This is a genomic window from Corallococcus interemptor, from assembly GCF_003668875.1.
Lineage (GTDB): Bacteria > Myxococcota > Myxococcia > Myxococcales > Myxococcaceae > Corallococcus > Corallococcus interemptor.
In genome coordinates, this window is the sequence record NZ_RAWM01000038.1 from 1 (window position 1) to 24,680 (window position 24,680).

The 24,680-nt window shown below is 69.5% G+C and carries 24 protein-coding genes; 14 read left to right on the plus strand and 10 right to left on the minus strand.

Going from position 1 to position 24,680, the window contains the following annotated elements; genetic code table 11:
- Window positions 1–93: 93 nt before the first annotated feature.
- The 5 genes from D7X96_RS16335 to D7X96_RS16360 all read right to left on the minus strand — a co-directional run bounded on the left by D7X96_RS16335 (window position 94) and on the right by D7X96_RS16360 (window position 4,032).
- Entirely contained in the window at window positions 94–624 is a 531-nt protein-coding gene (locus D7X96_RS16335) for an IS3 family transposase (protein WP_121770144.1), read from the minus strand.
- A complete protein-coding gene (locus tag D7X96_RS16340) occupies window positions 621–962 on the minus strand; it encodes a transposase (protein WP_158626587.1) in 342 nt (113 codons plus the stop codon). Before D7X96_RS16340 ends, D7X96_RS16335 begins: the two co-directional genes overlap by 4 nt.
- Window positions 963–1,284: 322 nt before the next feature.
- Window positions 1,285–2,172 (minus strand): hypothetical protein, encoded by an 888-nt coding sequence (locus D7X96_RS16345; protein WP_147468324.1) that lies wholly within the window; start codon window positions 2,170–2,172, stop codon window positions 1,285–1,287.
- Between the two features lie 607 nt (window positions 2,173–2,779).
- The gene (locus tag D7X96_RS16355) at window positions 2,780–3,343 is read right to left on the minus strand and encodes a transposase zinc-binding domain-containing protein (RefSeq protein ID WP_121770147.1); all 564 of its coding nucleotides are present in this window, start codon (window positions 3,341–3,343) and stop codon (window positions 2,780–2,782) included.
- A 197-nt stretch (window positions 3,344–3,540) separates the two neighbouring features.
- Entirely contained in the window at window positions 3,541–4,032 is a 492-nt protein-coding gene (locus tag D7X96_RS16360; protein ID WP_121770177.1) for a DUF4442 domain-containing protein, read from the minus strand.
- Window positions 4,033–4,111: 79 nt separating this feature from the next.
- Here D7X96_RS16360 and D7X96_RS16365 point away from each other — a divergent pair, with 79 nt between their 5' ends.
- From D7X96_RS16365 to D7X96_RS16410, 10 genes are all read left to right on the plus strand, one after another.
- Window positions 4,112–5,482 carry a flavin monoamine oxidase family protein gene (locus D7X96_RS16365; protein WP_121770148.1) on the plus strand — a complete coding sequence of 457 codons (1,371 nt, stop codon included), beginning with the start codon at window positions 4,112–4,114 and terminating at the stop codon, window positions 5,480–5,482.
- Between the two features lie 162 nt (window positions 5,483–5,644).
- Complete coding sequence (gene dps / locus D7X96_RS16370; RefSeq protein WP_120546110.1) at window positions 5,645–6,208, plus strand: DNA starvation/stationary phase protection protein Dps; 564 nt, start codon at window positions 5,645–5,647, stop codon at window positions 6,206–6,208.
- A gap of 92 nt (window positions 6,209–6,300) precedes the next feature.
- The gene (locus D7X96_RS16375) at window positions 6,301–7,176 is read left to right on the plus strand and encodes an SDR family oxidoreductase (RefSeq protein ID WP_121770149.1); all 876 of its coding nucleotides are present in this window, start codon (window positions 6,301–6,303) and stop codon (window positions 7,174–7,176) included.
- Window positions 7,173–7,790, plus strand: coding sequence for a glutathione S-transferase family protein (locus D7X96_RS16380; protein ID WP_121770150.1), 618 nt, complete (start codon window positions 7,173–7,175; stop codon window positions 7,788–7,790). The genes D7X96_RS16375 and D7X96_RS16380 overlap by 4 nt, the downstream gene beginning before the upstream one ends.
- A gap of 18 nt (window positions 7,791–7,808) precedes the next feature.
- Complete coding sequence (locus tag D7X96_RS16385) at window positions 7,809–9,275, plus strand: protein adenylyltransferase SelO (RefSeq protein WP_120546145.1); 1,467 nt, start codon at window positions 7,809–7,811, stop codon at window positions 9,273–9,275.
- Window positions 9,276–9,349: 74 nt separating this feature from the next.
- Window positions 9,350–9,850, plus strand: coding sequence for a hypothetical protein (locus tag D7X96_RS16390; protein ID WP_121770151.1), 501 nt, complete (start codon window positions 9,350–9,352; stop codon window positions 9,848–9,850).
- A gap of 77 nt (window positions 9,851–9,927) precedes the next feature.
- Window positions 9,928–10,467: an inorganic diphosphatase gene (locus D7X96_RS16395; RefSeq protein ID WP_121770152.1), complete on the plus strand. Its 540-nt coding sequence runs from the start codon at window positions 9,928–9,930 to the stop codon at window positions 10,465–10,467.
- A 6-nt stretch (window positions 10,468–10,473) separates the two neighbouring features.
- Complete coding sequence (locus D7X96_RS16400; RefSeq protein ID WP_120546115.1) at window positions 10,474–11,361, plus strand: CHAD domain-containing protein; 888 nt, start codon at window positions 10,474–10,476, stop codon at window positions 11,359–11,361.
- 73 nt (window positions 11,362–11,434) lie between these two features.
- A complete protein-coding gene (locus D7X96_RS16405) occupies window positions 11,435–12,121 on the plus strand; it encodes a hypothetical protein (protein WP_121770153.1) in 687 nt (228 codons plus the stop codon).
- Between the two features lie 329 nt (window positions 12,122–12,450).
- Window positions 12,451–13,338 carry an RNA polymerase factor sigma-32 gene (locus tag D7X96_RS16410; RefSeq protein WP_120546117.1) on the plus strand — a complete coding sequence of 296 codons (888 nt, stop codon included), beginning with the start codon at window positions 12,451–12,453 and terminating at the stop codon, window positions 13,336–13,338.
- A 115-nt stretch (window positions 13,339–13,453) separates the two neighbouring features.
- Here the strand turns inward: D7X96_RS16410 and D7X96_RS16415 are convergent, their stop codons facing one another.
- Window positions 13,454–14,302: a hypothetical protein gene (locus D7X96_RS16415; RefSeq protein WP_120546118.1), complete on the minus strand. Its 849-nt coding sequence runs from the start codon at window positions 14,300–14,302 to the stop codon at window positions 13,454–13,456.
- A gap of 159 nt (window positions 14,303–14,461) precedes the next feature.
- Here D7X96_RS16415 and D7X96_RS16420 point away from each other — a divergent pair, with 159 nt between their 5' ends.
- Genes D7X96_RS16420 through D7X96_RS16430 form a run of 3 tightly spaced genes read left to right on the plus strand, consistent with a single transcriptional unit; the run spans window position 14,462 to window position 16,804 of the window.
- Window positions 14,462–15,718: an Hsp70 family protein gene (locus tag D7X96_RS16420; RefSeq protein ID WP_120546119.1), complete on the plus strand. Its 1,257-nt coding sequence runs from the start codon at window positions 14,462–14,464 to the stop codon at window positions 15,716–15,718.
- A gap of 3 nt (window positions 15,719–15,721) precedes the next feature.
- Window positions 15,722–16,216: a hypothetical protein gene (locus D7X96_RS16425; RefSeq protein WP_244219607.1), complete on the plus strand. Its 495-nt coding sequence runs from the start codon at window positions 15,722–15,724 to the stop codon at window positions 16,214–16,216.
- An 18-nt stretch (window positions 16,217–16,234) separates the two neighbouring features.
- Entirely contained in the window at window positions 16,235–16,804 is a 570-nt protein-coding gene (locus tag D7X96_RS16430; protein ID WP_120546121.1) for a hypothetical protein, read from the plus strand.
- A gap of 4 nt (window positions 16,805–16,808) precedes the next feature.
- Here D7X96_RS16430 and D7X96_RS16435 read toward each other — a convergent pair whose 3' ends face one another.
- The 4 genes from D7X96_RS16435 to D7X96_RS16450 all read right to left on the minus strand — a co-directional run bounded on the left by D7X96_RS16435 (window position 16,809) and on the right by D7X96_RS16450 (window position 21,888).
- On the minus strand, window positions 16,809–17,702 hold the full coding sequence (locus D7X96_RS16435) for a hypothetical protein (RefSeq protein ID WP_121770155.1): 894 nt from the start codon (window positions 17,700–17,702) through the stop codon (window positions 16,809–16,811).
- Window positions 17,703–17,706: 4 nt separating this feature from the next.
- Window positions 17,707–20,325 carry a TonB-dependent receptor domain-containing protein gene (locus D7X96_RS16440; RefSeq protein WP_121770156.1) on the minus strand — a complete coding sequence of 873 codons (2,619 nt, stop codon included), beginning with the start codon at window positions 20,323–20,325 and terminating at the stop codon, window positions 17,707–17,709.
- Window positions 20,326–20,355: 30 nt separating this feature from the next.
- The gene (locus tag D7X96_RS16445) at window positions 20,356–21,168 is read right to left on the minus strand and encodes an OmpA/MotB family protein (RefSeq protein WP_120546124.1); all 813 of its coding nucleotides are present in this window, start codon (window positions 21,166–21,168) and stop codon (window positions 20,356–20,358) included.
- A 117-nt stretch (window positions 21,169–21,285) separates the two neighbouring features.
- Window positions 21,286–21,888, minus strand: a complete 603-nt coding sequence (locus D7X96_RS16450; protein WP_244219608.1) for a chalcone isomerase family protein — start codon at window positions 21,886–21,888, stop codon at window positions 21,286–21,288.
- Window positions 21,889–22,454: 566 nt separating this feature from the next.
- Here D7X96_RS16450 and D7X96_RS16455 point away from each other — a divergent pair.
- Window positions 22,455–24,620 carry a molybdopterin oxidoreductase family protein gene (locus D7X96_RS16455; RefSeq protein ID WP_121770158.1) on the plus strand — a complete coding sequence of 722 codons (2,166 nt, stop codon included), beginning with the start codon at window positions 22,455–22,457 and terminating at the stop codon, window positions 24,618–24,620.
- The last annotated feature ends 60 nt before the right edge of the window (window positions 24,621–24,680 follow it).

Genomic DNA, 24,680 nt, shown 5'->3' on the forward strand with positions numbered 1-24,680 from the left:
CACCATCCGCTTCACCATCTGCGACTTGAATGCATCCGTGTACGCCACTGCGTCCTGCCTGCTCTCGCCCCCAGGCGTGGTCATCCCGGCCACTCAGCCGAGGCGACAACTTCCCTGACACAGGGGGTTGGCCGCGTGGATGCCGACGCACTCGGCGGTGCCGTGGTCGATGGCGATGAAGACGGTGGCCTGGCCCTCCCGCGTTGTCACCGTGCAGGTGGCGTCGGTGCCCCACATGACGTCGGGCTTGTCGGTGGTAATCGTGCCGTCGTGGTTGCGAGGGCCCAGCACCCGGCGGGCACGGCCCGGAGCCAGCAGTCCCGCCTCGCGCATCAGCCGCAGGCAGCGGGCCTTCGAGGTGCGTACGTGCTGCACGCGCAGCCGAGCCCACACTTTGCGGTGCCCTTCGCCCAGGAAGGGCGAAGCCGCCAGCACGCCACGGATGGCCTCCCGCAGCGCCTCGTCCGTCAGCGCCGTCTTGGGGCCGCGCCGAGCCGCCGGCGCATCCGTGGACTGACGGCGGGCGCGGTGTCGGTACACCGTGGCGCGAGGCACGCCCCAGGTGGCCGTCACGAGCACCAGGCCGTACTGCTTGCCGCTGGAAGGCGAGAGCCGGGCGCTCATCCTCTCGACTTCCTCCAGGGAAAACCCGGGGCGTTTCCCTCCAAGAGCCGCGCCTTCTCGGCCAGCAGCTCGTTCTTCATCATCAGCTCGCCCACCATGGCCTTGAGCCGCAGCACCTCGTCGTCCGCCGCTTCCGGCTCGCGGCTCTTGAGGTTCGCCTCGGCTCCGGCCAGGAACTTCTCCCGCCACTCGCTCAGCACGGCCGCCGTGACGCCCAGCTCCCGCGACAGGGCGTCGAGTTCCTCTCCCTTGAGCAACCGGAGCACGGCCTCCTTCTTGCGCTTCGCCGAGAACCGACCGCGCTCCGACGTCCTGTCCTGCTTCTGCTGCTTCTTCACATCCACCTCACAAGGGGGAGGTTATTCCCCCAGAAAGGTGTCTCAAGAAATCCTGGGGCGGAGGAAATCCAGCCAGCCGGAGGTGATTCTGGAGGTTGGCCACCGCGGACCCCTTGGAGCCCAATCGAAGCAATTCCTCGGAGACTTCAAAGCTTCCTGTTGGTTGGCCCATCTCCCACCCCTGACCTGGAAATCACGGCGCGTGTGGGCTTGAAATGTACAAAGGCCTATTACCGCAGACGAAGAACCCGGGGAGAGGGGTTCATGCCTGTCGCAGGGTGTCCTGAAGCGTTGGGTGAGGCAGGACCGCCGCTGGGTCTATTCAGAGCGCCTTGACGTAACCGGAGACCTTCGGATTGCAGGCGCCCACCTTCTTCAGAGCGGCCTCGGCTGTCTTCTTCTCCGGGTGGATGCTCGTCACGATGAACAGCCCTGGTGTCAGGCGCTTGTGCGGCGTGCTTTCGAGGACCAGGAACCCGGCCGTGCAGGCCTGCACCAGCTGCGCGCTGTCGCGGGATGCAATGGCCTCCTGGACCGTCTTGAAGCTCCCGATGATGGCCGCGTAGCGCGCGGGCCGGTTCCGGAACTCCTTCACCACCTTGCGGCCGGCGGAATCCCAGCGGTAGGCGTCCAGCTTCCACTGGTCGGGCTCGCCGGAAAGAAACGCATATTCCCTGTAGAAGCCTTCCACCGGTGAGCCCGGCGTCAGCGGGTACGGGCCGACGTGGGAGCTCTCCGGCCCCGCGAAGTTCTCATCCCCGTTCCAGGCTTCCGCCACCCCACCGTCCTTGACCACGTAGAGGCGGTGATGGCGATGGACGTGTTCGAACCCGCCCTCCTGGGTGACGAGCAGTCCCCACGCCCCGGCCTCCAGCCGCACCGGCTGGACGGAGGTCGTGACGTTCTGTTCCTCCTTGCCGGAGGTCCAGCTCTCGGGGGATGCGGACTGCAGGAGCCCGTGAGCCATGCCGGCGGGCAGCTTCGCCTTGCGCTTCCCGCCCGGCCCATCGCTCAGCTCGACTTCGAGTTGGCAGGTGTCGCCCGCCTTGCGGCAGCCCGTGGTGCGCAGGATGTACATCGCCCCAGTCGTCTCGCTCGCCTTGAAGCGCTTGAGCTCCAGACCGTCCGGAGGTGCTGCGCTGACCGCCTGGGGAATGACCGCGCCCAGCAGCGCGATGAACACCGAACCCAGCGCGGACCGACTTCCCATGCCCATCTCTCCTGCCTCCCGGCGTCAGACCTCCGCAGTCTCGGTCGGAGAGTTTCACGCCGTCGTTCAGGCCTCCAGAGGGCATTCAGTTGGAGCGAACGGCCCGCCACGCATCCTGGCCAGGCGCCGCACTCCGGCGGTGGGTTGGGGCGTCACCGCCAGAGCGTCAGGGATTACTCGGCGACGTACACGGCGCATAGGCGGGATAAAGGCCATGTTGAGGGTGAGGGCTGGAGCGCAGGAGCCGAGGAGGGCCGCTGACGGGGCCGCCCGGGCAGTACGCCAGGCGGGTGGAGAAGCCGCTTGAGCCCCTTGGGATACACGTCGGCCCAGGCCGCCTTCCCATGAGGTGCGCGGCAGGGCCTGGTTCTCTTGGCTGGGGAGGCTTGAGCCTCAACACCACGCACTCTGGGGGGCCCTCGCGCCGGGGCCAGCCTCGCACCTGCCGGGCCCAGGCCCAGGTGCTCCAGAATCGCTCGCACTCCACCCCCTCCCTGCACATACGCCAGCACCCGCCGCCTGCCTCCACACCTCACGCTGACGAACACGTCCAAGTCGAACGTCCTCCTGAGCAACTCTGCCCAGTCCACTCGCCGCGTCCTCTCCTTCATCCGCTCCTTCCTGACCGCTGCCTGGGGCGCCTCGCTCGCCTCCTCCGCACCTGCTTGAGGGACCAGAAATGGCCGCAGTTGCGCGCCTGGAGCGAAGACGCCTGCAGGGCGAACACCGCGCGCAGGAAGACGGTGAGGACGTCCGAGAGCAGCCCCACGTCCTTGAGCAGCACCCACCGTACCCGATGCGGAAAGGACAGCGTCCACTGCCGGTAGGGCACGCGCGGCAGCACCCCCTCCACCAGGTGCGCCGCGGTGACGTGCGCCCGCTTCGCGTTGCAGGAGGGACACACCCCTCGCCCCTTGCACGAGAAGGCGACGCGCAGTTCGTCCTTGCAACTCTCGCAGCGCACCCGCGCGAAGCCGTGTGCCAGCACTCCGCACTCCAGGTACCGGGCAAAGTCCCGCTCCACGTATCGGGGCAGGCCGCACCCCACCTCGCTCGCCGCCTCCAGCAGCGTGGCCAGGTTCTCCCTCACCGCCTCGTACAGCACCGTCCCCTCCGGCTGCCTGCGCCGGTACTCCCGCCCGCGCTCCTCCACCTGCCCCTCCCCAGCCACACCTCGCCAGGGCTCACGCTACGGAGGGGCTCCCACGGGTTTGAGTGGAGCCCCTGACGGCTCGGGGGGTTCGAGGCGCGACCGAGACAGCGCTTCAGGAGGGGCAAACTCGGTACCAAACGGGTACCAAATCCAGCGAACCCGCGGTTCAGGAAACCGCCGCTCCATCCAACCGAGCTACGGGGTAGGCGCGGTCGCTACCCGCGCTTGAAGACAGCCAGGAAGCGCGACTCCGCGACGCACTGGCCGTCGGTGCCCAGCAGGCGCACCGGAATCCACGCCTCCGCCTTGTCCCCCGTCGCGCGCAGCTCCGACGCGAGCTTCGAGAGCAGCTCCTCCGGGGGCTCGCACACCGCGCTCACCGCCGTCTTCGCCTTCGCGTGGAAGGCGACCTCCATGCGGTTGACCAGCATCTTGTACTGGCCAGGCGGGAAGCGGCGGAAGAGCATCACGCCCATCGTCAGCTCCATCACCGTCACCTGCGCGCCCAGGTACACGCTGCCCACGTGGTTCTTCGTCTTGCGGTCCAGCGGCACCGTGGCCTTCACGCGCGAATCCGTCACCTCGTCGATGCGGTAGCCCATGGCCGCCGCCAGCGGGACGATGTTCTTCACCGCGAGCGTCGTCAGCGCGTTCGCCACGCCCGGCGACACCTGCCGCACCTTCTCCACCAGTTCCAACGCGAACATCCGGTCCTCCACCCTTCCCTTCTGACGTCCCGCGCGCATCCTATCCACCCGCCGCGTCCGGCGTAGAGTCCGCGGCCCTATGGGTGAAACCGTGGACGTGGTCGTCATTGGCGCGGGCGTCGCGGGGCTCACCGCGGCCCGGGACATCGCTCGCACCGGCGCCACCGTCGCCGTGCTGGAGGCGCGAGACCGCGTGGGGGGCCGCACCCTCACCCGGGAGGTGGGCGGCGGGCTCGTGGACCTGGGCGGCCAGTGGGTGGGCCCCCGGCAGCGCCACGTCCTCAAGCTCGCGGACGCGCTGGGGCTCCAGCGCTTTGCCCAGCACCACCAGGGCACCAAGGTGCTGGAGGTGCGCGGCGAGCGCCGCACGTACCAGGGCAAGGTCCCGTCCCTGCCCCTGCTGTCGCTCCTGGACTTGCAGCGCATCGTCTGGAAGCTGGATGGCCTGGCCAGGCGCGTCCCCCGCGAACAGCCCGCCGCCGCGCCGAAGGCCACCGAGTGGGACGCCCTCACCGTGGAGGACTGGAAGCAGCGCCACGTGCCCACCTGGGGCGCCCGCGCCGCGCTGGACATCGCCACCCGCGCGGTGTTCGCGGCGGAGCCGTCCGAGCTGTCCTTCCTGCACTTCCTCTCCTACGTGCACTCCAACGGCGGCCTCATGCCGCTGACCGAAATCGAGGGCGGCGCCCAGGCGGAGCGCTTCGTGGGCGGCGCGCAATCCCTCTCACGCAAGCTGATGGAAGGCCTGCCCACGGGCCGCGTCGTCCTCTCCGCGCCCGTGAAGGCCCTGCTCCAGGACGCGCGCGGGGTCACCGCCACCACGCAGGACGGCCGCGCCTTCCGCGCGCGCTACGCGGTGGTGGCCACGCCGCCCGCGCTCGCGGAGCGCATCGACTTTGGCGCGGACCTGCCCCCGGGCCGCCGCCGCGCGCACGCGGACATCCCCATGGGCAGCGTCATCAAGGTCGTGGCCACCTACGCCACGCCCTTCTGGCGCGAAGCGGGCCTGTCCGGCGAGGCCGTCAGCGACGTGGGCCCGGTGCGCCTGTGCTTCGACGACTGCGGCCCCCACGGCCACCCCCCCGCGCTCGTGGGCTTCTTCCTGGGCGACACCGCCCGCGCGTGGACCGGCCGTCCGGAGGCGGACCTCCAGCGCGCCGCGCTCGCGGACTTCGCGCGCTTCTTCGGCCCCCAGGCCCTCACGCCCGTGGCCATCGCCGTACTGGACTGGAAGCAGGAGCCCTTCAGCACCGGCTGCTACGTGGGCCTGCCCCGCCCCGGCACCCTCACCGCCATCGGGGACGCGCTGCGGGCGCCATTCGGCCGCGTGCACTGGGCGGGCACCGAGACGGCCATCGAGGGCTGCGGCTACCTGGACGGCGCGGTGGAGTCCGGCGTGCGCGCCGCCACGGAGGTCGCCGCCCGGCTGACCGCCCCCAACGCGGGCTGAGTGTCAGGCTGGCTGGCCGCCCGCCCTCCGGGCCAGCCGTACAGCCGGGCGGTGTAGGACGCGCCGTGGCCAAGGGCCGCCTCCATCCCCACCCTGTGGGAAGCGCCGGGACGTCATGCCGACGGTCTGCCGCGCGCAACCCACCAACGAGGGATCAGGACCATGTACACGACCAGCCACGTGAACCTTCCCCAGGACGCGCGCGAAGAGCTCATCGACATGCTCAACACGCTGCTCGCCAACGCCATCGACCTGCACTGGCAGGTGAAGCAGGCGCACTGGAACATCCGCGGCACGCACTTCTACAGCCGCCACCTGCTCTTCGACGAAGTGGCCAAGCACGCGCGCAAGCACGCGGACTCCTACGCCGAGCGCGCGGGCGCGCTGGGTGGCTACGCCCAGGGCACCATCCGCCTGGCCACCAACAACAGCCAGCTGCCGGAGTACGACCTGCAGGCCGTGGACGGCGAGGCCCACATCCGCGCGCTGGTGGAGCGCGTGGGCCGCTACGCCGCCAGCCTGCGCGACGGCATCAACAAGTCCGACGAGGTGAACGACCCCGTCACCGCGGACCTCCTCACCCAGACCCTGGGCGAGACCGAGGAGGACCTCTGGTTCCTGGAGAGCCACCTCAACGGCGACGTGCGCGCGGGGGTCACCATGCCCCCCAAGGGCGGCAACCGCCGGGGCCGCCAGGCGGAGGACATCAGCCAGGTCTCCACCTGATGTGCACCACCCGCCTCCCTGGCAGGTTCTCCTGCGCGGGGAAGGCGGGGAGCGTATAGAACGCGTCCCCGAACTCCAGGAGGGCGCGTCCCATGGCGGCAGGGCTTCCCGAAGACCGTCTCGACGGCAAGGTGTGCCTCATCACCGGGGCCACCGGTGGCATCGGACAGGAGACGGCGAAGGCGCTGGCGCGCAAGGGGGCCACGCTGGTGCTCTCCGGCAGGGATGAGGCCCGCACCCAGGCGACGGTCGCCGCGGTGCGCGAGGCCGCCCCCGGCTCACGCGTGGAGTCGCTGCTCGCGGACCTGTCCTCGCTCCAGTCCGTGCGCGACCTGGCGAAGGCGTTCAAGGACCGACACTCGCGGCTGGACGTGCTCCTCAACAACGCGGGGCTCATCATCGACCGGCGCCAGGTGACGGTGGATGGCTACGAGGCCACGTTCGCCACCAACCACCTGTCCCACTTCCTCCTCACGCACCTGCTGCGCGACCTGCTGGTGGCCAGCGGCCCCGCGCGCATCATCAACGTGTCCTCGGAAGGACACCGCCTGGCGCGCGCGGACTTCCTGGACGACCCGCAGACGGAAAAGCGCCGCTACGACGGCATCCGCGTCTACGGCAACGCCAAGCTCAGCAACATCCTCTTCTCGCGCGGGCTGACGAAGCGGCTCGCCGGCACGCAGGTCACCGCGAACGCGCTGCACCCCGGCGCGGTGCGCACGGGCTTCGGGCACAACAGCCAGGGCTTCTTCAAGCACCTCATCAAGCTGGCCGGGCCCTTCATGCTCTCCCCCGAAAAGGGCGCGCGGACCTCCATCTACCTGGCGTCGTCGCCGGAGGTGGCGGGCGTCAGCGGCGAGTACTTCATCAAATGCCGCAAGGCGAAGCCGTCGTCCGCCGCCCGGGATGACGCGCTCGCGGAGCGGCTCTGGCAGGTGAGCGAACAGCTCACGGGAGTGAAGGCATGATCGACCTGTACACGTTCAAGACCCCCAACGGCCGCAAGATCTCCATCGCCCTGGAGGAGCTGGGCCTGCCGTACAAGACGCACCCGGTGGACATCACCCAGGGTGAGCAGTTCAAGCCCGAGTTCCTGGCCATCAACCCCAACAACAAGATTCCGGCCATCGTGGACCACGACGCGCCGGGGGGCCGTCCCCTCGCGCTCTTCGAGTCCGGCGCCATCCTGCTGTACCTGGCGGAGAAGACGGGCGCGCTGATGCCCACCGACCCGCGCGGCAAGGCGGAGGTGACGCAGTGGCTGATGTTCCAGATGGGCGGCTTGGGGCCCATGCTCGGGCAGCTCAACCACTTCGGGCGCTTCGCCAGCACCAAGATTCCCTACGCCATCGACCGCTTCCAGACGGAGGCGAAGCGCATCCTGAACGTGGTGGAGCAGCAGCTGTCGTCGCGGGACTACCTGGCCACCACGTACTCCATCGCGGACATCGCCACGTACCCGTGGCTGAAGGGCGCGCGGGACTTCTTCCCGGAGCTCTTCACCAATCTGCCCAACATCATCCAGTACCTGCACCGCGTGGGCAGCCGTCCCGCCGTGCAGCGGGGCATGCAGGTGCCCTGACGGTTGTTCTTCCCTCCCATGGCCTCGCTCGAACAGCTCATCTTCGACAACACCTACGCCCGCCTGCCCCCCGGGTTCGCCGCCCGGGTGGCCCCCGCGCCCTTCCCGGACGCGCAGGTGGTGAGCGTGAACCCGGCGGCCCTGCGGCTGTTGGGATTGGACGCGGAGGAGGCCGCGCGCCCGGAGTTCGCGCGCGTGTTCGGCGGGGCCACGTTGCTGCCCGGCATGGAGCCCCTGGCCATGGTGTACGCGGGGCACCAGTTCGGCGTGTACGTGCCGCGCCTGGGAGACGGCCGCGCGCTGCTCCTGGGCGAGGCGCGCGCTCCGGACGGCGGCAGGTGGGACCTGCACCTGAAGGGCGGCGGGCCCACGCCCTTCTCGCGCGGAGGTGACGGGCGCGCCGTGCTGCGCTCCACCATCCGCGAGTACCTGGCCGGTGAAGCGCTGCACGCGCTGGGCATCCCCACCACGCGGGCCCTGTGCATCCTGGGCAGCCGCACGCCGGTGTACCGCGAGGAGGTGGAGACCGGCGCCATGCTGGTGCGCCTGGCCCCGTCGCACGTGCGCTTCGGCACCTTCGAGTTCTTCCACCACACGGAGCAGCCCGGCCACGTGGCCACGCTCGCGGACCACGTCATCGCCGCGCACTTCCCGCACCTCGCGGGCCAGGAGGGCCGCCACGCGCGCTTCTTCGCGGAGGTGGTGGAGCGCACCGCGGAGCTCGTCGCGCGGTGGCAGGCGGTGGGCTTCGCGCACGGCGTGATGAACACCGACAACATGTCCATCCTGGGGCTCACGCTGGACTACGGACCCTACGGGTTCCTGGACGACTTCGACCCCGGCTTCGTCTGCAACCACTCCGACCACCAGGGCCGCTACGCGTTCGACCAGCAGCCGCGCGTGGCGCTGTGGAACCTGGCCTGTCTGGGCGAGGCGCTGCTCACGCTCATCACCGAGGACGAGGCGCGCGCCACGCTGACCCTCTTCCAGCCCACGTTCGCGCGGCACTTCCTCACGCGCATGCGCGAGAAGCTGGGCCTGAAGGAGGCCCGCGACGAGGACCGCTCGCTCCTGGAGGACCTGTTCGCGCTGATGGCCGGCTCGCACGTGGACTACGCGCGCTTCTTCCGCGCGCTCAACCGGTTCGACTCCAGTCCTGGCGCTCGCAACGACGCCCTGCGCGACCACTTCCTGCCGCCGGAGGGCTTCGACGGCTGGGCCGAGCGCTACCGGGCGCGGCTGGAGTCGGAAGGAAGCGACGACGCCGAGCGCCGCGCGCGCATGGACCGCGTCAATCCCAAGTACATCTTGCGCAACTGGGTGGCGCAGCAGGCCATCACCCGCGCGCAGGAGGGGGATTTCGCGGAGGTGGACCGCGTGCTCGCGCTGGTGTCCGCGCCGTTCGACGAACACCCTGCCCACGAGTCCTACGCGGCGCCGCCGCCCACCTGGGGCCGGCACCTGGTGGTGAGCTGCAGCTCCTGACGCTGGCACGCCGGGCAGGCGGGCAGGCGCGCGGGGGCGGGAATCCCGGGCGTGCGGTGCCTAGCTTGGGAGGCATGATCGAACCTCCCGCTCCGCCGCGCATCGTGTTCCGTGCCCTGGGTCCTGGCCTCTATGGCGCCGCCGCGCTCACGCTGGTGCACGAGAGCGCCCGGCGCGTGCTGAAGCATCCGCCGCGCATGGACGTGCTGGGCATGCGCTCCCTGGAGAAGGGCATCCGCTTCTTCGGCGGCGAGCCCGCGAAGGGCCGCCGGTTGCACCGCCAGACGCTGGTGGGGGACCTGGTGTCCAACGGTCTCTTCTTCTCGCTCGTGGCGCTGGGACGCCCCAAGCGGCCCTACCTGCGCGGCGCGATGCTGGGCCTGCTGGCCGGCGTGGGCGCGGTGGTGCTGCCCCCGAAGCTGGGATTGGGCCGCAAGCCGTCCCAGGCCCGTCCGTCCACGTCCCTGCTCACCGTGGCCTGGTACACGCTGGGAGGCCTGGCCGCGGCCCGCGCGACGCGCAAGCTGGTGGCGCGCCGTGAGTCAGCGCTGCCCCTGGGCCGGCCCCTGCACTGAGGCCAGGGTTGGCGAGTGAAACTCCCGCCACGGGGGCACTTGCCGCGGGCGTTGGGGCGACCCCAGCCTGAGGGTCCATGGCCACCGACTTCACCCGCCTGCCCATGCGCGGCGAACAGGATGCGTTGCACGTCGTCGTCGAGTCGCCCCGCGGTTCGACGGTGAAGTTGAAATACGACCCGAAGCTCCAGGCCTTCACGCTGTCCCGGCCGCTGACGCGAGGCTTCCGCTACCCGTTCGACTGGGGCTTCATCCCCAGCACCCAGGGCCCGGACGGAGACCCGCTGGACGCGCTGGTGTACTGGGACGTGCCCACCTGGCCCGGCGTGGTGCTGCCCTGCCGGGCGCTGGGCGTGTTGATGGTGGACCAGAAGCAGAAGGGCGCGAAGAGCGGCGAGCGCGAGCGCAATGACCGGCTCCTGCTGGTGCCGGTGAACACCCTGCGCTCGGACCACCTCAATTCCTATCAGGACCTGTCCCGGCGCGAGCGCGAGGAGCTGGAGCACTTCTTCCTCGCGGTGGTGCACTTCGCGGACAAGGACGCGCGCATCCTCGGCTGGGAGGGCCCGGACGCCGCGGAGCGCATGGTCCAGCAATACGCCCTCAAGGAGGACTGACACGCCATGCCGCCTCCCACTCCCATCCGGGGCCTGGGCCCCGACACCGCCGTGGGCGACGCCGCCCGCCGCATCCTCGCCGGCCGGCTCGCGGACGTGCGCCACCCGGAGAGCCAGCTGGACGGCGAGCTGGACGAGGACGGCGTGCACGACATGCGCGTGGCCACCCGCCGCCTGCGCGCCGCGCTCCAGGTGTTCCAGACCACCGGCAAGCTCACCCGGCTGGAGGCGGACGTGAAGCGCCTCCAGGACGCGCTGGGCGACGTGCGCGATTTGCACGTCCAGGACAAGTGGCTGGACACCGCCGCGAAGGGGAAGAAGGACGCGAGCAAGGCGCTGGCCGGCCTGCGCCAGTCCCACCTGTCCGGCCTCAAGGGCAAGGAGAAGAAGCTGCGCGCGGAGCTGGAGCGCTGGACGGACCGCACCGTGCCGCGCCTCCTGAAGAAGCTGGACACGCTGGAGGACGCCCACCGCTTCTCCGGCAAGCGCGTGCGCAGCCACCTGCGCCAGCGCCTGCGCCGCGTGGAGAAGCGCCTGGTGCGCTACGCGGACGCACCGGACGCGGCGTCCGCGCACGCCCTGCGCAAGGATTTGAAGAAGCTGCGCTACGAGCTGGAGATCTTCCAGCCCGCCTTCCGCCGCACCGTGGGCGCGCTGCTGGAGGTCCTGGTGCCGCTGCAGGACGGCCTGGGCGAGCTGCACGACGCGGACGTGCGCCTGGAGCTCTTCGAGCGCGCCGCCGCGGAGGCTCCGCCCGGACAGCGCAAGGCCGCGCGAAAGCTGCTGCCCCAGGCCCGCGACGAGCGCGCGGAGCGGTCCGCTGAAATCGCTCGCGAGGTGCAGCGCTGGCACGCGGAGGCCATTCCCAAACGGCTGCGCAAGGCGTTGACCTGACGGACCCTGGTACCATCAGCCTGTCAGGTGGTTCTGATAGCCCCCGGGCATTCCCATCCCGAGGAGTCTGTCCTTGCACCTGTCTCCGTTCCGCCTCCTGGCCTTCGTGGCCGGGGGGCTGTTGTGTGTCATTCCATCCCCGCGCGCGGCCCACGCCGGGACCAAGGCCATCCGGCTGCCGCCGCAGCTCACCGGCGCGTCGCAGTCCGCGGAGGACCTGCCCTCTGGCGGCAACGCGCTGCTGTCCATCCAGGCCATGGATCCTCAGGGCAGCCCGCTGACGTTCTCCTGGAGCGCCAGCGCGGGCACCCTGGGGACGGCCGTGAACACGGGCACGTCGAGCAGCCAGACCTGGACCGCGCCGCAGTGCCTGCCGCCGGATGCCGCCTTCACGTCCCTGGTGAACACGGCCCTCACGCCCGAGGCGACGCTGCGGATGGCCCTGCCTTCGGTGCCCACGTCCGCGGAGCGCATCGTGTTCGCGCAGGACCAGCAGCTGCGCGTCACCTTCGTCGACCACTACTCGGCGGCCACGCACGCGCTCGGGTTCGTCTACTACGACGACCTGGTGGCGCGCGGCTACGTGAACCCCCAGGGCACGCCGGACTCGGCGGACGACACGCTGGTGGATGCCAATGGCAACGGCATCATGGACCTGCACGAGGACCTCTACGGCCTGGCCCCCACCGTCCCGGAAACACCGGCGAGCTCATCAAGACCGACGTGGTGGGCAGCTTCACCTCCACGCTTCCCATCGTGACCCCGGGCGGCTTCTCCTTCCACACCTCCGCCTCCCTGCCCTCCAGGCAGGGGAGCCGGGGCGTGCCCACATCCCTGGGGGATGTGATCCGCCCTGTGCCCGGGTCGCAGGTTTGGCAACCCTCCCCGCGAGGCACCCGGAAGAAGTGTCGGAACCCCGCGCTGTAAAAACTGCCGGGTTCCGTCCTAAGCATTGCTCCCGTTTCGCGCAACGCCCTGGAATCATTGAGGTTGCCTGCGCGCTGGCATTGGCCCGTGCGTTGCTAAAGGTCTCCCCGTCGCAGCAAACGGCGGTCACACAACCCGCCCTCTTCCCCGAGAGAGACCCCCATGCAGGCTTCCAACTCCTTCTCTTCCGCCGACTCGCTCTCCACGTACCTCTCGGAGATCAACCAGTACCCGCTGCTGAACCCGCAGGACGAGCAGTCGCTGTCGCGCGCCTTCCGCGCGGGCGACCTGTCCGCGGGTCACCGGCTGGTGACGAGCAACCTGCGCTTCGTGGTGAAGGTCGCCTACGAGTACCGCTCCTACGGCCTGAAGATGTCCGACCTCATCCAGGAGGCGAACATCGGCCTGATGAAGGCGGTGCAGAAGTTCGATCCGGAAAAGGGCATCCGGCTCATCTCGTACGCGGTGTGGTGGATCCGCGCGTACATCCAGAACTACGTGCTGCGCAACTGGAGCCTGGTGAAGCTGGGCACGACGCAGGCGCAGCGCCGCCTGTTCTTCAGCCTGGCCCGCACGCGCCGCGAGCTGGAGAAGCTGGGCGCCGGCGATGGCCACATCGTCAACGCGGACGAAATCGCCAAGAAGCTGAACGTGAAGCCCGCGGAAGTGCGTGAGATGGAGCAGCGCATGGGCGGCCGGGACCTGTCCCTGGACGCGCCGGTGGGCGAGGACGGCGACGCCACGCACCTGGACTTCGTGGAGTCCGAGTCCGCCTCGCACGCGGACGAGGTCGCGGACCGTCAGCAGGCGGGCCTCACCCGCAACCTGGTGCAGCGCGCGCTGATGCGCCTGGATCCGCGTGAGCGCTTCATCATCGAGCAGCGCGTGATGAGCGACTCGGAGATGACCCTGAGCGAGCTGGGCGAGCACTTCGGCTTCTCCCGCGAGCGCGCCCGCCAGCTGGAGATCCGCGCCAAGGACAAGCTCAAGGCGGAGCTGGCCAACCTGATGGCCGAGGCCGGCCTGGACCAGGCCGAGCTGGCCGCGTAAGCAGAGGAAGCGTCTTTCAAGGCTGCGACACGGCACGGCCCCGTCCCCTCGCGTTGGGAAGCGCGAAGGCACGGGGCCGTGGCATGTCCGGCGTCGTGACGGATTACCGGGGCGCCTACCGAGCTCCGGGCGAGGACTCGCCGCTCTCCGCCGGGGCGGGCGCGGCCGGCTGCGCGCGCGACGTCGCGTCGATGCGCAGGGCCTGCGGCTCGCCGCTGCTCGTGTCCGTGCGGTAGGAGGCGCGGACCTGCGCGCCCTCCTGGATGTCCGCGGCGCTGGCGGCCCGGCCGTCCACCTGCACCTGCGTGCTGGGGCCCACCTTCAGGCGCAGCCGCGGCTCGCCTGCCTGGCTCACCAGCACCTCCTGGGCGCTCGCGCTGAGCACGTCGCCGGAGATCTGCTGCTCCTGGGAGTTCTGGGCGCTCGGGGCCTGCGAGTTCTGGGCAATTGCGGCCTGCTGCGTGGCGGCGTTCTGGTTCGCGGCCTGCTGCTGCTGGGCGCTCTGGTCCGCGATGCGCTGGTTGGCGGCGGCGCTGTCATTGGAGGCCTGCTGCTGCTGGGTGGCGAAGTTCTGCTGCGCCTGGCGCTGGGCGGCCAGCGCGCTGGCCTGGGCCTGCTGGGCCACGGACTGGGCCTGCTGGGTGCGCGCCTGCGCCTGCTGCTGGCTGGCTTGAGCCTCCTGGGCCTCCTTCTGGGCCTTGGCCTGGGCCTCCTGGAGCTCCTGCTGCTTGTGCTGCAAGTCCTCCTGGGCGCGGGCGGCCTCGCGCTGCTGGCTGGAGGCCTCCTTCTGCGCGTCGCGCGCGTCGTCGAAGGCCTTCTCCGACTGGGCCTGGGCCTGCTCCACCTGATGTCCGGGGCTGTTGTCCGTCCGCTCCTGGCGGGAGCGGTCCTGGTCCTGGCAGGCGCTGGCGCCCACTACCAGTGCGGCGAGTCCTGCCCCCAGCCATGCTGCGCGCGATTTCATGCGGTTCTCCTGTCAAAGGGATGACAGGTCAAAGATGGAGGTGGCCCGTGGAGCGCCAAGGCGGTGCGCCGCGAGCGCCTGTCCGTCCGCACGCCCTGCGGCAGGCACTCACTTTGGGGCTACCGCGTCCGGGGGAATGGCGATAAGGGGCGCCCCCCCATGCGCGCCTGCGGACTCGACTTCGGAACCAGCAATACCGCCCTGGCCCTGCCGGACGGCACCGTGCTGCCGCTGCAGCCCCACACCCCGGAGCCCCGGCTGTTCCGCTCCGTGCTCTTCTTCGCGGAGGAGGAGCGCGAGGTCTTCACGGGGGCGGAGGCCATCCAGCGCTACCTGGAGGACAACAACGGCCGGTTCATCCAGTCCGTGAAGTCCTTCCTGCACAGCTCGTCCTTCCGGGCGACGCAGGTGAAGGGGCGCACGTTCACCATCGAGGACCTGGTGGCCATCCTGCTGCGCCGCGTGCGCGAGTCCGCCGGGGCGCACCTGGGCGAGGCGCCGGACGCGGTGGTGCTGGGCCGGCCCGCCGTCTTCACGCCGGACGCGGAGGCGGACGCGCTGGCGGAGAAGCGTCTGCGCAAGGCGGCGGAGCTGGCGGGCTTCAAGCACGTGCAGTTCCTGATTGAGCCCATCGCGGCGGCGCTCGCGTACGAGGCGCGGCTGCAGAAGGACGAGCTGGTGCTGGTGGCGGACTTCGGCGCCGGCACGACGGACCTGACGCTGATGCGGCTGGGCCCGTCGCGGCGGGGGAACCTGGACCGCAGGCCGGACGTGGTGGGGTCCACGGGCGTGCGCATCGGTGGTGACCGGTTCGACGCGGAGATCATGCGGCACAAGCTGCTGCCGCGCTTCGGGGCGGGGAGCACGTACAAGGTGAAGGGCTTCAGCCACAAGCGGCTGCCCATTCCGCAGCACGTGCTGGCGAAGCTGCTCAACTGGCACGAGATGTCCTTCATCCGGGAGAAGTCCACGCAGGAGCTCTTGGAGGTGATGCTCGACACGAGCGACCACCCGGCGGAGATCCAAGCGCTCTACGACCTGGTGATGGACAACCTGGGCTACCGGCTGTTCCGGGCCATTGAAGCGGCGAAGGTGAAGCTGTCGAGCGAGGACGTGGCGACCATCGACTTCGAGGACGCGCGCATCCACCTGCACGAGCCGATGACGCGGGCGGAGTTCGAGACAGCGAGCCGCACGTTGTTGGATGAACTGTCGCAGTGCACGGAGGGGCTGTTGGCGAAGCACCCGGAGGCCAGGGACATTGACGCGGTCTTCCTGACGGGGGGTTCGTCACAGATTCCGGCGGTGCGGGACCTGTATGTGAAGCGCTTCGGAGAGGAGCGGGTCCGCACGGCGGACGCCTTCACCTCCGTGGCGGAGGGCCTGGGCCGCGCGTCCGCGTGGCTGACGGGGTGAACCATGGCGGCACAGGCAGCACGGCGACGGTGGCTTCAAGTCGCGGCCGTGCTGTCCCTGTGCATGGCCTGTGTCGGGCCCACGGACCGGACGATTGTCACGGGGCAAATACTGCCCCGGCAGATCCGCTTCGTAACGCTCAAGGAAGCAACGCCAGGGGAAGAAGGCGGTCAGCGCTCCGCCTGCATCCACATCCGGCTGACTCGCGCCAATACCAGCGAGTCCGTGCTGTGCAGATTCGGGGTTGAAACGCCCCTGCGAACCCACGAGGGCATCCTCTCCCTCCCGCTGGCACAGCGCATCGCGGCGGACCGTATCAATGAGGCCGCCCAGGTGGTCTTCAGCTCCGCAACCATCGACTCACCGCTCGGAATGCTCTGTGAGCTGATGAAGGCGCACCTGCGAAGGACCTTTGAGGCGTCCCTTGCTGGAGCCCGATTCAGGGCGCAATGCGATGAGCGGGCGCCTCCGGTGCTGTTTGGTGACCTGAACCTCTGACGCTGGAGCCCTCGCGCCATGCCCCCCAGCACGGATGAACTGCTGACCCTGGCTCGCCATTACTGGCCTGCTTCGTACGAGGAGTCGCTGGACGATGCCCATCCCGAGCTCAAGCGCCGTCAGGAGCGCTGGGCGCAGGTGCTAGAGCGAAACGAGCGCTGGGAGGAGTTCCGGCGACAGTTGAGGATGCGTCTTCCAGCCTTCACCCTGGCGGAAGCAACTACGACCTCCCAGGCATCCCTGCGCTGTGCCGTCTATCCTGCGAAGGGAATCCCCATGCAGCCCGTGCCCTGGGCACTCGTGGGCTGCCTGAGCATCCTGGCACCGGTCTACACGGTGTATGGACTCACGTTCGACTACGAGGGCCGCAAGCGCGGCAAGGCCCACCTGCACCTGCCTCCCCTGCCCGCGGCCATGAGCGACACCGCGCGCATCATCGCACGGGAACTGGAGGCCCACTTCCACGTCACGGCGCTCCCCCCCGAAGTCGCGGCCCTTCCCGTCCCCGTCGCCGTGGAGTGGACGCGTCCACCCCAGACCACCCTGTTCGACGCGCTCTTCGACAGCTCCCCCACCATCGTTCCGTGACGGTTCAGGGCCCCACGTCCACCGTGCGCGTCGTCCAATCCGTGCCGCCGCGGCCGTCGCGCGCCACCACCCAGACGGTGATGCGCTCGGGCGTCTTGGTCGTCGTGTACGTCGTCGTCGGGTCTCCGGGCTTGCCGTCCACCGGCTCCAGCGAACGGAACGACCCCACCTCGCCCTCGCCCGTCGCGAACCAGCTGAAGAAGACCTGCTCCGTCCGCGTCCCGTCCGCCGTCGCGTAGGTCTCCTCGCTGCCCGCCCCCAGCACCGGCGTGAACGTCACCTCCGTGTCCAGGGGCAGCGGCCCCGCGAGCGGCGCGTCGTTCCACAGCACGTCCTGCATCACCGGGTTCTGGTTGGGCGTGTCCGTCGAACGCAGCGTGATGCGCCGCACGCCCCGCTCCACGCCTTCCGGAGCCCCGCTGCCGTCCGTCGCCTCGTACCCCACGAACAGCGGCAGCCCCGTCCGCAGCACCTGCTGCACCGCCGGGTCGCTGAAGTCGAACGTGCTCCCGTCCCCGCCCCCCGTGCTCCCCGTGGCCGCCTGGAACGCTTCGATGAGCAGCGCCTGCACCGCCGGGTCGCTCAACGACAGCACGCCGTTGTTCAGCGGCACCCCGCTGTCCCCCGGACACGCCACATCCCCGTAGGGGTTCACGTCCGGCCGGCACAGCGCGTACGTCACCGTCACCGGACGCGCGTCCGGCGTCACCGCCAGCGCGGTGAACGTCACCGGCGGCGGCAGCGTGGAGGCGTTCGGATCCAACGCCAGTTCCGGCGGCTCCGCCTTGATGCCGAGCACGCGCACGCTGCGAATCTCACTCTGGGCGTCGAAGTCGGGGCCGCTGCACGCGGTGGAGCCCAGCAACGCAATCACAGACAGCAGGACGGGAGTGCGCATGGCGTCAGAAGGCTCCCTTCAGGCCGAGCACGGGCAGGATGGGCAGGCCCTTGAAGAACTCGCGCTGAGAGTAGTTGTAGTTGTAGGCCACGCCCTCGACCGACTGGTTGTTGTACGCGTTCGTCAGGTCCAGGTAGAGGTCCAGGTTCCACGTGTCGAAGATGAGGTTCTTGTCCACGCGGATGTCCAGCTGGTTGAACGACGGCAGCCGCTGCGAATTGACCCGCCCGTAGTACGGGATGAACACGTCCGACGTGTCGTCGCGCTTGGAGCCCAGCACCGGCGTCGTCGGGTTGCCGGACGCGAAGCGGAACCGCGCGCCCACCTCCCAGCCCTTCGGCAGCTTGTAGCTGGCGATGGCCGTCAGCACGTGCGTCTGGTCGTTGTCGAACTTGCGCCAGCGCGCGTCCGGCGCGTCCCGGCGCTCGCTGCGCGACAGCGTGTACGAAATCCAGCCGAACAGCCGGTCCGTCAGCGCCCGGCGCACCAGCAATTCAAATCCGTAGATGCGCCCCACGCCGCCGTTCTTCAGGTTCTCCGGCACGGACTCGCCGTTGCGCACGACGCGCGCGTTGGAGCGCACGATGAGGTCATCCAGGTCGTTGTAGAAGACCTCGCTGCCCACGAACCACTCCGGCCGCGCCTGCCACTCCGCGCCCACGCTGTACTGGAGCGACCGCTTCGCGCCCAGGTCCGGATTGCCGAACCCCGGCGACGGCTCATCCTGCACCGGCGGGCTGTGGTAGACGCCCGCGCCGCCCTTGAGCGTCAGCGTCTCCGTGAGCGCGTAGCGCACCGCGAGCCGGGGGTTCACCGAGCGCTTCACCTCCTGCTGGTCCGTGAAGACGTAGCTCTCCGTGCGCACGCCCGGCACCACCAGCAGGTCCTTGATGGGCCGCCACCGCACCTCCGCCCAGGCGGACGGGTAGTACTGGGTGAACTTCCCGTCGATGTTGATGAGGTCCTCCGTGACGAGCGGCGACGGAGGCTCACCTTCCCGAGGCGGCTGCTGGATGCTGGCCCTCACGTTCGCCAGGTTCGCCACCACGTCCAGGCCGCCCGCCACCGTCACGCTGTCGTTGAACGCGTACTCCACCGTGGGCCGCAGATACAGGTCCGTGGACGCGATGCGCAGCCCGCGCTCGCCAATCTGGAAGTCCAGGATGGTGTTGCCCACCAGCGCGTGCGTGTCGAGCGTCAGCTTGCCCTCGCGGTACTGGTGCCGCAGGCGCAGCTGGTTGAAGCCCGTCGTCACGTCCAGGCCGCCATTCACGGTGGGATCGCCATCCGCCGGCTGGTCCAGCAGCAATGCCAGCCGGTCGCGCGACGTCAGGCCCTGCAGCGTGAAGGTGTGGCGGCTGCTGGGCTTCCACACCAGCTTCGCCTGCGCGTCGTAGTAGCGCGGCGCCACCTGGAGGCTGTCGTCGTCGAACGGCACCGCCTTGAGCACCAGGTCGATGTACGAACGCCGGCCGCCAATGGCGAAGCTCAGCGTGTCCGTGATGGGACCCTCCACCACGGCGTTGGATTCAATGAGGCTGATGCCCACCGTGGCGTGGAACCGGTCCGTGCGGGGCTCGCGGCTGCGCACGTTGATGACGCCGCCGGTGATGTCGCCGTAGTACGCGGAGAAGTTGCCGGGCAGGTAGTCCACCGCCTCCAGCAGGTCCGAGTTGTACACGGAGGTGAGGCCACCGAAGTGGTACAGGATGGGGATGCGCAGGCCGTCCAGGAAGACGCCGGACTCCTGCGGGCTGGTGCCTCGGATGACCAGCGCGCCGCCGTTGAACGCGGGCCGCGCCACGCCCGGCAGGTTCTGCACCACCTTGAGCGTGTCACCCTGCGTGCCCGGCACGCGCTGCACCTCCGCCACGGTGATGGTCGTGCGCGTCACCTCCTTGCGCTCGCGGTCGCTGCGGACCACCGTCTCGTACTGGCTGAAGATGCGCTTCTGCACGTAGTACGTGGCGCGCGTCTCCTTGCCCTCTTCGATGGTCTCCTGCGTCTTGAAGCGGTCGTAGTTGCCCATCACCACGACCACCGGGTGCGTGCCCACGGGGACGCCCCGGAAGGAGAAGCGCCCTTCGTCGTCCGTGACGGCGGAGCGGTCCAACTCCGTGAGCACCACCTCCGCGCCCACCAGGGGCTTGCGCGTGCCGCGCTCCAGCGCCTGGCCGCTGAAGTTCACCGGGCCCTGCGGCTCCTGGACCCCACCGTCCGGCGAGACCTCCGGAGGCGCTTCCGGCGCGCGGAAGACGAACTGGTAGGCGTACTGGATGCGGACCGGCGCGGGGACGTTGTCCACCTCCGCGGGCTCGAACTGGAACTGCTTCACCGCCTCCACGGCGGCCTCGTCGAAGCCGTGGCCCGCGGGCTGGGTGATTTCGACGTTCGTGACGGCGCCCGTCTCCGAGATGTCGATGAACATCACCACCGTGCCCTCGAGCTGCTGGGCGGCGGCGTCCGGCGGGTAGGCGGCTTCGACCTGACGCAAGAGGGCGGGCGGCCTGGTCAGCACGCCCGTGGGAGCGCCTGCGTCGCCAGCGGGGGTTCCTGCGTCCGGAGCCTGTGCAACGGCTCCGGTCGCAAGCAATACACAGACGACGCAGAGGAGCGTTCTCATGACGGGTGCGCGGGTCTCCCGCGCGCCGTCCTAGCGCCCTCCGAGGCTGGGAGCGAGCACGATTTCGATGCGCCGGTTCTGGCTCTTGTGCTCCGGCGTGTCGTTGGGGACCAGCGGCTGGTACTGCCCGTAGCCCGCCGCGGACAGCATCGTCGGATCCACGCCAGCGTCCTGCAGCGAACGAACCACCGCCATGGCGCGCGCCAGGCTCAGCTCCCAGTTGGTGGGGAACTGTCCGCCGCCGGTGGGCACGTCGTCCGTGTGGCCCTCCACGCGCACGATGCGGCCCTGCACCGTCTTGAGCGCGTCGGCGATCTTCGTGAGCGCCTCCTGCCCCTCCTTGCCCACGCGCGCGGAGCCGGACGCGAAGAGGATCTTGTCCTTGAGCTGCACGGTCATCCGGCCCTTCATCTCCGACAGCTCGATCTTGCCGTCGGAAATCTCCTGCTTGAGGGACTGGGCCAGGTTCTCGTACTCGGAGCTCTTCTTCTCCAGCTCCTCCTTCGCCTGCGCGAGCTTCTTGGCGTTGCGCCCCAGCTCGTCGTTGAGCGCGGCCAGCTGCGCGTTCTTGTCCTCCAGGGCGCGGCGCTCGGCCGCGGCGGTGGTGAGGCGGTTCTCGGAGGCGTCCAGGCGCGTCTGCAGCGCGGTCTTCTCCTGCTCCAGCGCGGCCTGCTTCTCCTCCAGCTCCTTCACCTTCGCCTCGGCCGCCGTGCGGGCCGCCTTCTCATCCGTGAGGTTCTTCGTCAGCCCCTCCGCCTCCAGGGCCTTCTCGTTGAACTTCCCCTGCGAGACGCAGCCCGTGGAGAGGGCAACGAGGGCAGCCAGAACCAGACGTGTCCGCATAGGTGCGATTCCTCCTGACAAGGATGTTGGTGGGTCCGAGACTACCGCGCTCAGACCCGCCGCCGAGGAGAAACGCGCATCCAATTTGAGGCCCAACTTCCCTGCCAGGCGAGCCGGCTACTTGGGGAAGATGGGGTGGGTGTCCAGCCAGGAGCTGAAGAGGGCGTCGGCGAAGGACTTGCCGGGGATGTGGACGCCGCCGGACGCGCCACCGGAGACGTGGAGGCCGGAGCCGGGCAGGTAGGTGAGGACCAGGTCGTCGCCCTTGCGCACGTCATGGAGGGACGACAGGAGCTTCTCCAGGGACTGGTTGAGGGCGTCCTGGCGCATGGCCGGGTTCTGGCGCAGGCCCTCGCGGAAGCTGCCCACCAGCTGGTCCTTGGTGATGGTGCGCAGGAAGCGGAAGTGCAGGCGCTTCAGGCTGTTGGAGGCGACGGCCTCCTTGAAGCAGGTGGGCTCCTCCTCCATGTAGAGGCTCCACACGTACACGTTGAAGAACAGCTTCTTCTTCAGCTCCATGTGGGTGAGCGCCAGCGTCTTGCCCTCCACCTGGAGGGAATCCGGCATGTTGACCCCGCCCGCCTGTCCCGCGTGGGCCACAGCGCCCACCAGCAGGAGCATCCCCAGCGCGACCCCTCGCGCCCCCTTTGTCCACGCCGTCCCCGTCATCGCCTTCCCCTTCACCCTCTTCCCACAGTCGGTGATCGCAACGGTGCGCATGCTCTGGAAAACCGCCACCGGCGGCGATCATTGGTTTGTGCACCATTGGACGGCATCGAGACGCCCAAGGCAAGGCTGTTGGGGGCTCAAGTGACTCCCCGGCTGTCAGGTAGCCGGGACGGATGGCACAGGGCGTCGTGAAACCTGGGAGGTGGGACTACTCCGGAGGCAACGTACGGAAGGCCACCTGGAACGCGATGCTTTCGCGTGCGCGAGACAGCAGCCGGTAGACGTGTCCCGCCTCATCCAGGCGCCCGATCCATCCGCACGCCCGTGACCTCGGCGTCGTGGACCTCCACGTTCAGGAAAGCCATCGCGGGGAACAGTCCGTCACCCAGCCGCGACCGCCCTCAACTCGGGCATCAGTGGTTTCTCCATTCCAGCGCGTCCTGCCTCGGCATCGAGCACCTCCACGAGCATCCTCGCCATCGATGAAGAAGTCCCCCCAAGGGGTCGTACGGCTCGATGGCTCCCTCAGCAAGCCGCCAGCGGACATAGCGTCCTGAATATCTCTTTCCCATTGGAGACAGACCCACCTTTGGTTCCGCGGCGTAGGCTCACCGCCCATGAGCGCTTCCGTCCACTTCCGCACCTGCAACCTCTGTGAAGCCATGTGTGGCGTACGCATTGAAGTGGCGGATGGGCGCATCACGTCCATCAAGGGCGACGCGGAAGATCCGTTCAGCCGGGGCCACATCTGTCCCAAGGCCGTGGCGCTGCGCGACCTGCACGAGGATCCGGACCGGCTGCGCCACCCCATGAAGCGCACCGCTTCCGGTTGGGAGCGAGTGTCCTGGGAGGACGCCTTTCGCGACATCAGCCAGCGGCTCCATGACCTCCAGAAGGAGCACGGGCCGAACAGTGTGGGTGCGTACCTGGGCAACCCCAACGTGCACAACCTGGGCGCGATGATGTTCGCCCCCCGGCTCCTTCGCGCGCTGCGCACGCGCAACCGGTTCTCCGCCACGTCCGTGGACCAGCTGCCCCATCAGCTCGCGGCCCACCTCATGTTCGGGCATCAGCTGCTGGTGCCCATCCCGGACATCGACCGCACGCGGTACATGCTCATGCTGGGCGCGAACCCGCTCGCGTCCAATGGCAGCCTGATGACGACGCCGGATGTGCGCGCCCGGCTGCGCGCCATCCAGGAGCGCGGGGGCAAGGTCGTCGTCATCGATCCCCGCCGTACAGAAACGGCTGCCATCGCGGATCAGCACGTCTTCGTCCGTCCTGGCACGGATGCGCTGGCGCTCTTCTCCTTGCTGAATGTCGTGCTGGAGGGGAACGCGCACCGCATGGGACGGCTCGCGGCGTTCGTGGACGGCTTGGACACCGTGCTGCCGCTCGTCCGCGACTTCCCTCCGGAGCGCACGGCGCCGCACACGGGCATCGCGCCGGACGTGCTTCGCGGCATTGCCCGGGACTTCCTCGCCGCGGATGGCGCCGTTTGCTACGGCCGCGTCGGCGTGTCCACGCAGCCGTTCGGCTCGCTCTGCCAATGGCTCATCAACGTCCTCAACATCGTCACCGGCAACCTGGACCGCGAGGGCGGCGCGCTCTTCACCCTTCCGGCCTTCGACCTCATCGGCGGGCCTCGAGCGTTCGGCGTCAGCCCTGGCAGCCATGGCCGCTGGAAGAGCCGGGTCCGGGGCCTGCCGGAGTCCTCCGGTGAGCTACCGGTCGCGGCGCTCGCGGAGGAGATCCTCACCCCGGGCGAAGGCCGCATCCGCGCGCTCATCACCCTGGCTGGCAACCCCGTGCTGTCCACGCCCAACGGCACGCAGCTGGATACGGCGCTGGGACAGCTCGACTTCATGGTGAGCGTGGATCCGTACCTCAACGAGACCACGCGCCACGCCCACTACATCCTGCCGCCCGCGTCCCTGCTGGAGCGAGGACACTACGACCTCGTCTTCCACGTGCTCGCCGTGCGCAACACCGCGAAGTATTCGCCGCCGGTGTTCGCCGCCGGTCCGGACGCGCGCCAGGACTGGGAGATCGTCCTGGAGCTCCAGCACCGCCTGGAGACCCTGCGCAAGGGACGAAGCATCCGAGCACAGCTCCAGCACCAGGCCCTCAAGCGCCTGGGGCCGGAGCGCATCCTCGACCTGGGCCTGCGCATGGGGCCGTATGGCTCACGTTTCCATCCACTCAAGAAGCACGGCCTGTCACTCGCGAAGCTTCGCGCAGCGCCACACGGCATCGATCTGGGCCCGATGAAGCCCAGCCTGCCCGGCCGGCTCCGCAACCGCGCCAAGCGCATCCAGCTTGCACCGGAGCTGCTGGTCGCGGACGTGGCCCGGCTTCGCGCCGCCTTCCCGGACGACGCGGCACCTCGCGAAGGCGAACTGCTGCTGATTGGCCGGCGGCACCTGCGAGACAACAACTCATGGATGCACAACGTGCCGGGGCTCGTGAAGGGCCGTCCCCGGTGCACGCTCATGGTGCACCCGGATGACGCCTCACGCCTGGGGCTCACCGAAGGAGCGAACGCCACCATCCGCTCGCGAGTCGGAGAGGTCACCGTTCCCGTCGCCGTCACTGCGGACGTGATGCCCGGCGTCGTCAGTCTGCCGCACGGCTACGGCCATCAGCGTCCCGGCATCCGCCAGCAGGTCGCCAGCGCGCACGCAGGCGCCAGCATCAACGACCTCACGGATGATCAGGCGCTGGACGTCGTCAGCGGCAACGCAGCCTTCAGCGGCACGCCGGTCCAGGTCCGGCCGGCCTGAGCCCCCGAACAGCCTGGGGTGTACCCCGCCGGTCTGACGCGGTTCCAAAAAACCTGTCCG

Excerpts from the sequence above, each read along its gene's own strand:
- D7X96_RS16415 (WP_120546118.1), bottom strand. The coding sequence starts at position 14,302 with ATGAAATCGCGCGCAGCATGGCTGGGGGCAGGACTCGCCGCACTGGTA.
- D7X96_RS16395 (WP_121770152.1), top strand. The coding sequence starts at position 9,928 with ATGGCCACCGACTTCACCCGCCTGCCCATGCGCGGCGAACAGGATGCG.
- D7X96_RS16375 (WP_121770149.1), top strand. The coding sequence starts at position 6,301 with ATGGCGGCAGGGCTTCCCGAAGACCGTCTCGACGGCAAGGTGTGCCTC.
- D7X96_RS16455 (WP_121770158.1), top strand. The coding sequence starts at position 22,455 with ATGAGCGCTTCCGTCCACTTCCGCACCTGCAACCTCTGTGAAGCCATG.
- D7X96_RS16435 (WP_121770155.1), bottom strand. The coding sequence starts at position 17,702 with ATGCGCACTCCCGTCCTGCTGTCTGTGATTGCGTTGCTGGGCTCCACC.
- D7X96_RS16400 (WP_120546115.1), top strand. The coding sequence starts at position 10,474 with ATGCCGCCTCCCACTCCCATCCGGGGCCTGGGCCCCGACACCGCCGTG.
- D7X96_RS16335 (WP_121770144.1), bottom strand. The coding sequence starts at position 624 with ATGAGCGCCCGGCTCTCGCCTTCCAGCGGCAAGCAGTACGGCCTGGTG.
- D7X96_RS16360 (WP_121770177.1), bottom strand. The coding sequence starts at position 4,032 with ATGTTCGCGTTGGAACTGGTGGAGAAGGTGCGGCAGGTGTCGCCGGGC.
- D7X96_RS16420 (WP_120546119.1), top strand. The coding sequence starts at position 14,462 with ATGCGCGCCTGCGGACTCGACTTCGGAACCAGCAATACCGCCCTGGCC.
- D7X96_RS16430 (WP_120546121.1), top strand. The coding sequence starts at position 16,235 with ATGCCCCCCAGCACGGATGAACTGCTGACCCTGGCTCGCCATTACTGG.
- D7X96_RS16450 (WP_244219608.1), bottom strand. The coding sequence starts at position 21,888 with ATGCGCACCGTTGCGATCACCGACTGTGGGAAGAGGGTGAAGGGGAAG.
- dps (WP_120546110.1), top strand. The coding sequence starts at position 5,645 with ATGTACACGACCAGCCACGTGAACCTTCCCCAGGACGCGCGCGAAGAG.
- D7X96_RS16365 (WP_121770148.1), top strand. The coding sequence starts at position 4,112 with ATGGGTGAAACCGTGGACGTGGTCGTCATTGGCGCGGGCGTCGCGGGG.
- D7X96_RS16425 (WP_244219607.1), top strand. The coding sequence starts at position 15,722 with ATGGCGGCACAGGCAGCACGGCGACGGTGGCTTCAAGTCGCGGCCGTG.
- D7X96_RS16410 (WP_120546117.1), top strand. The coding sequence starts at position 12,451 with ATGCAGGCTTCCAACTCCTTCTCTTCCGCCGACTCGCTCTCCACGTAC.
- D7X96_RS16345 (WP_147468324.1), bottom strand. The coding sequence starts at position 2,172 with ATGGGAAGTCGGTCCGCGCTGGGTTCGGTGTTCATCGCGCTGCTGGGC.
- D7X96_RS16445 (WP_120546124.1), bottom strand. The coding sequence starts at position 21,168 with ATGCGGACACGTCTGGTTCTGGCTGCCCTCGTTGCCCTCTCCACGGGC.
- D7X96_RS16440 (WP_121770156.1), bottom strand. The coding sequence starts at position 20,325 with ATGAGAACGCTCCTCTGCGTCGTCTGTGTATTGCTTGCGACCGGAGCC.
- D7X96_RS16385 (WP_120546145.1), top strand. The coding sequence starts at position 7,809 with ATGGCCTCGCTCGAACAGCTCATCTTCGACAACACCTACGCCCGCCTG.
- D7X96_RS16390 (WP_121770151.1), top strand. The coding sequence starts at position 9,350 with ATGATCGAACCTCCCGCTCCGCCGCGCATCGTGTTCCGTGCCCTGGGT.
- D7X96_RS16380 (WP_121770150.1), top strand. The coding sequence starts at position 7,173 with ATGATCGACCTGTACACGTTCAAGACCCCCAACGGCCGCAAGATCTCC.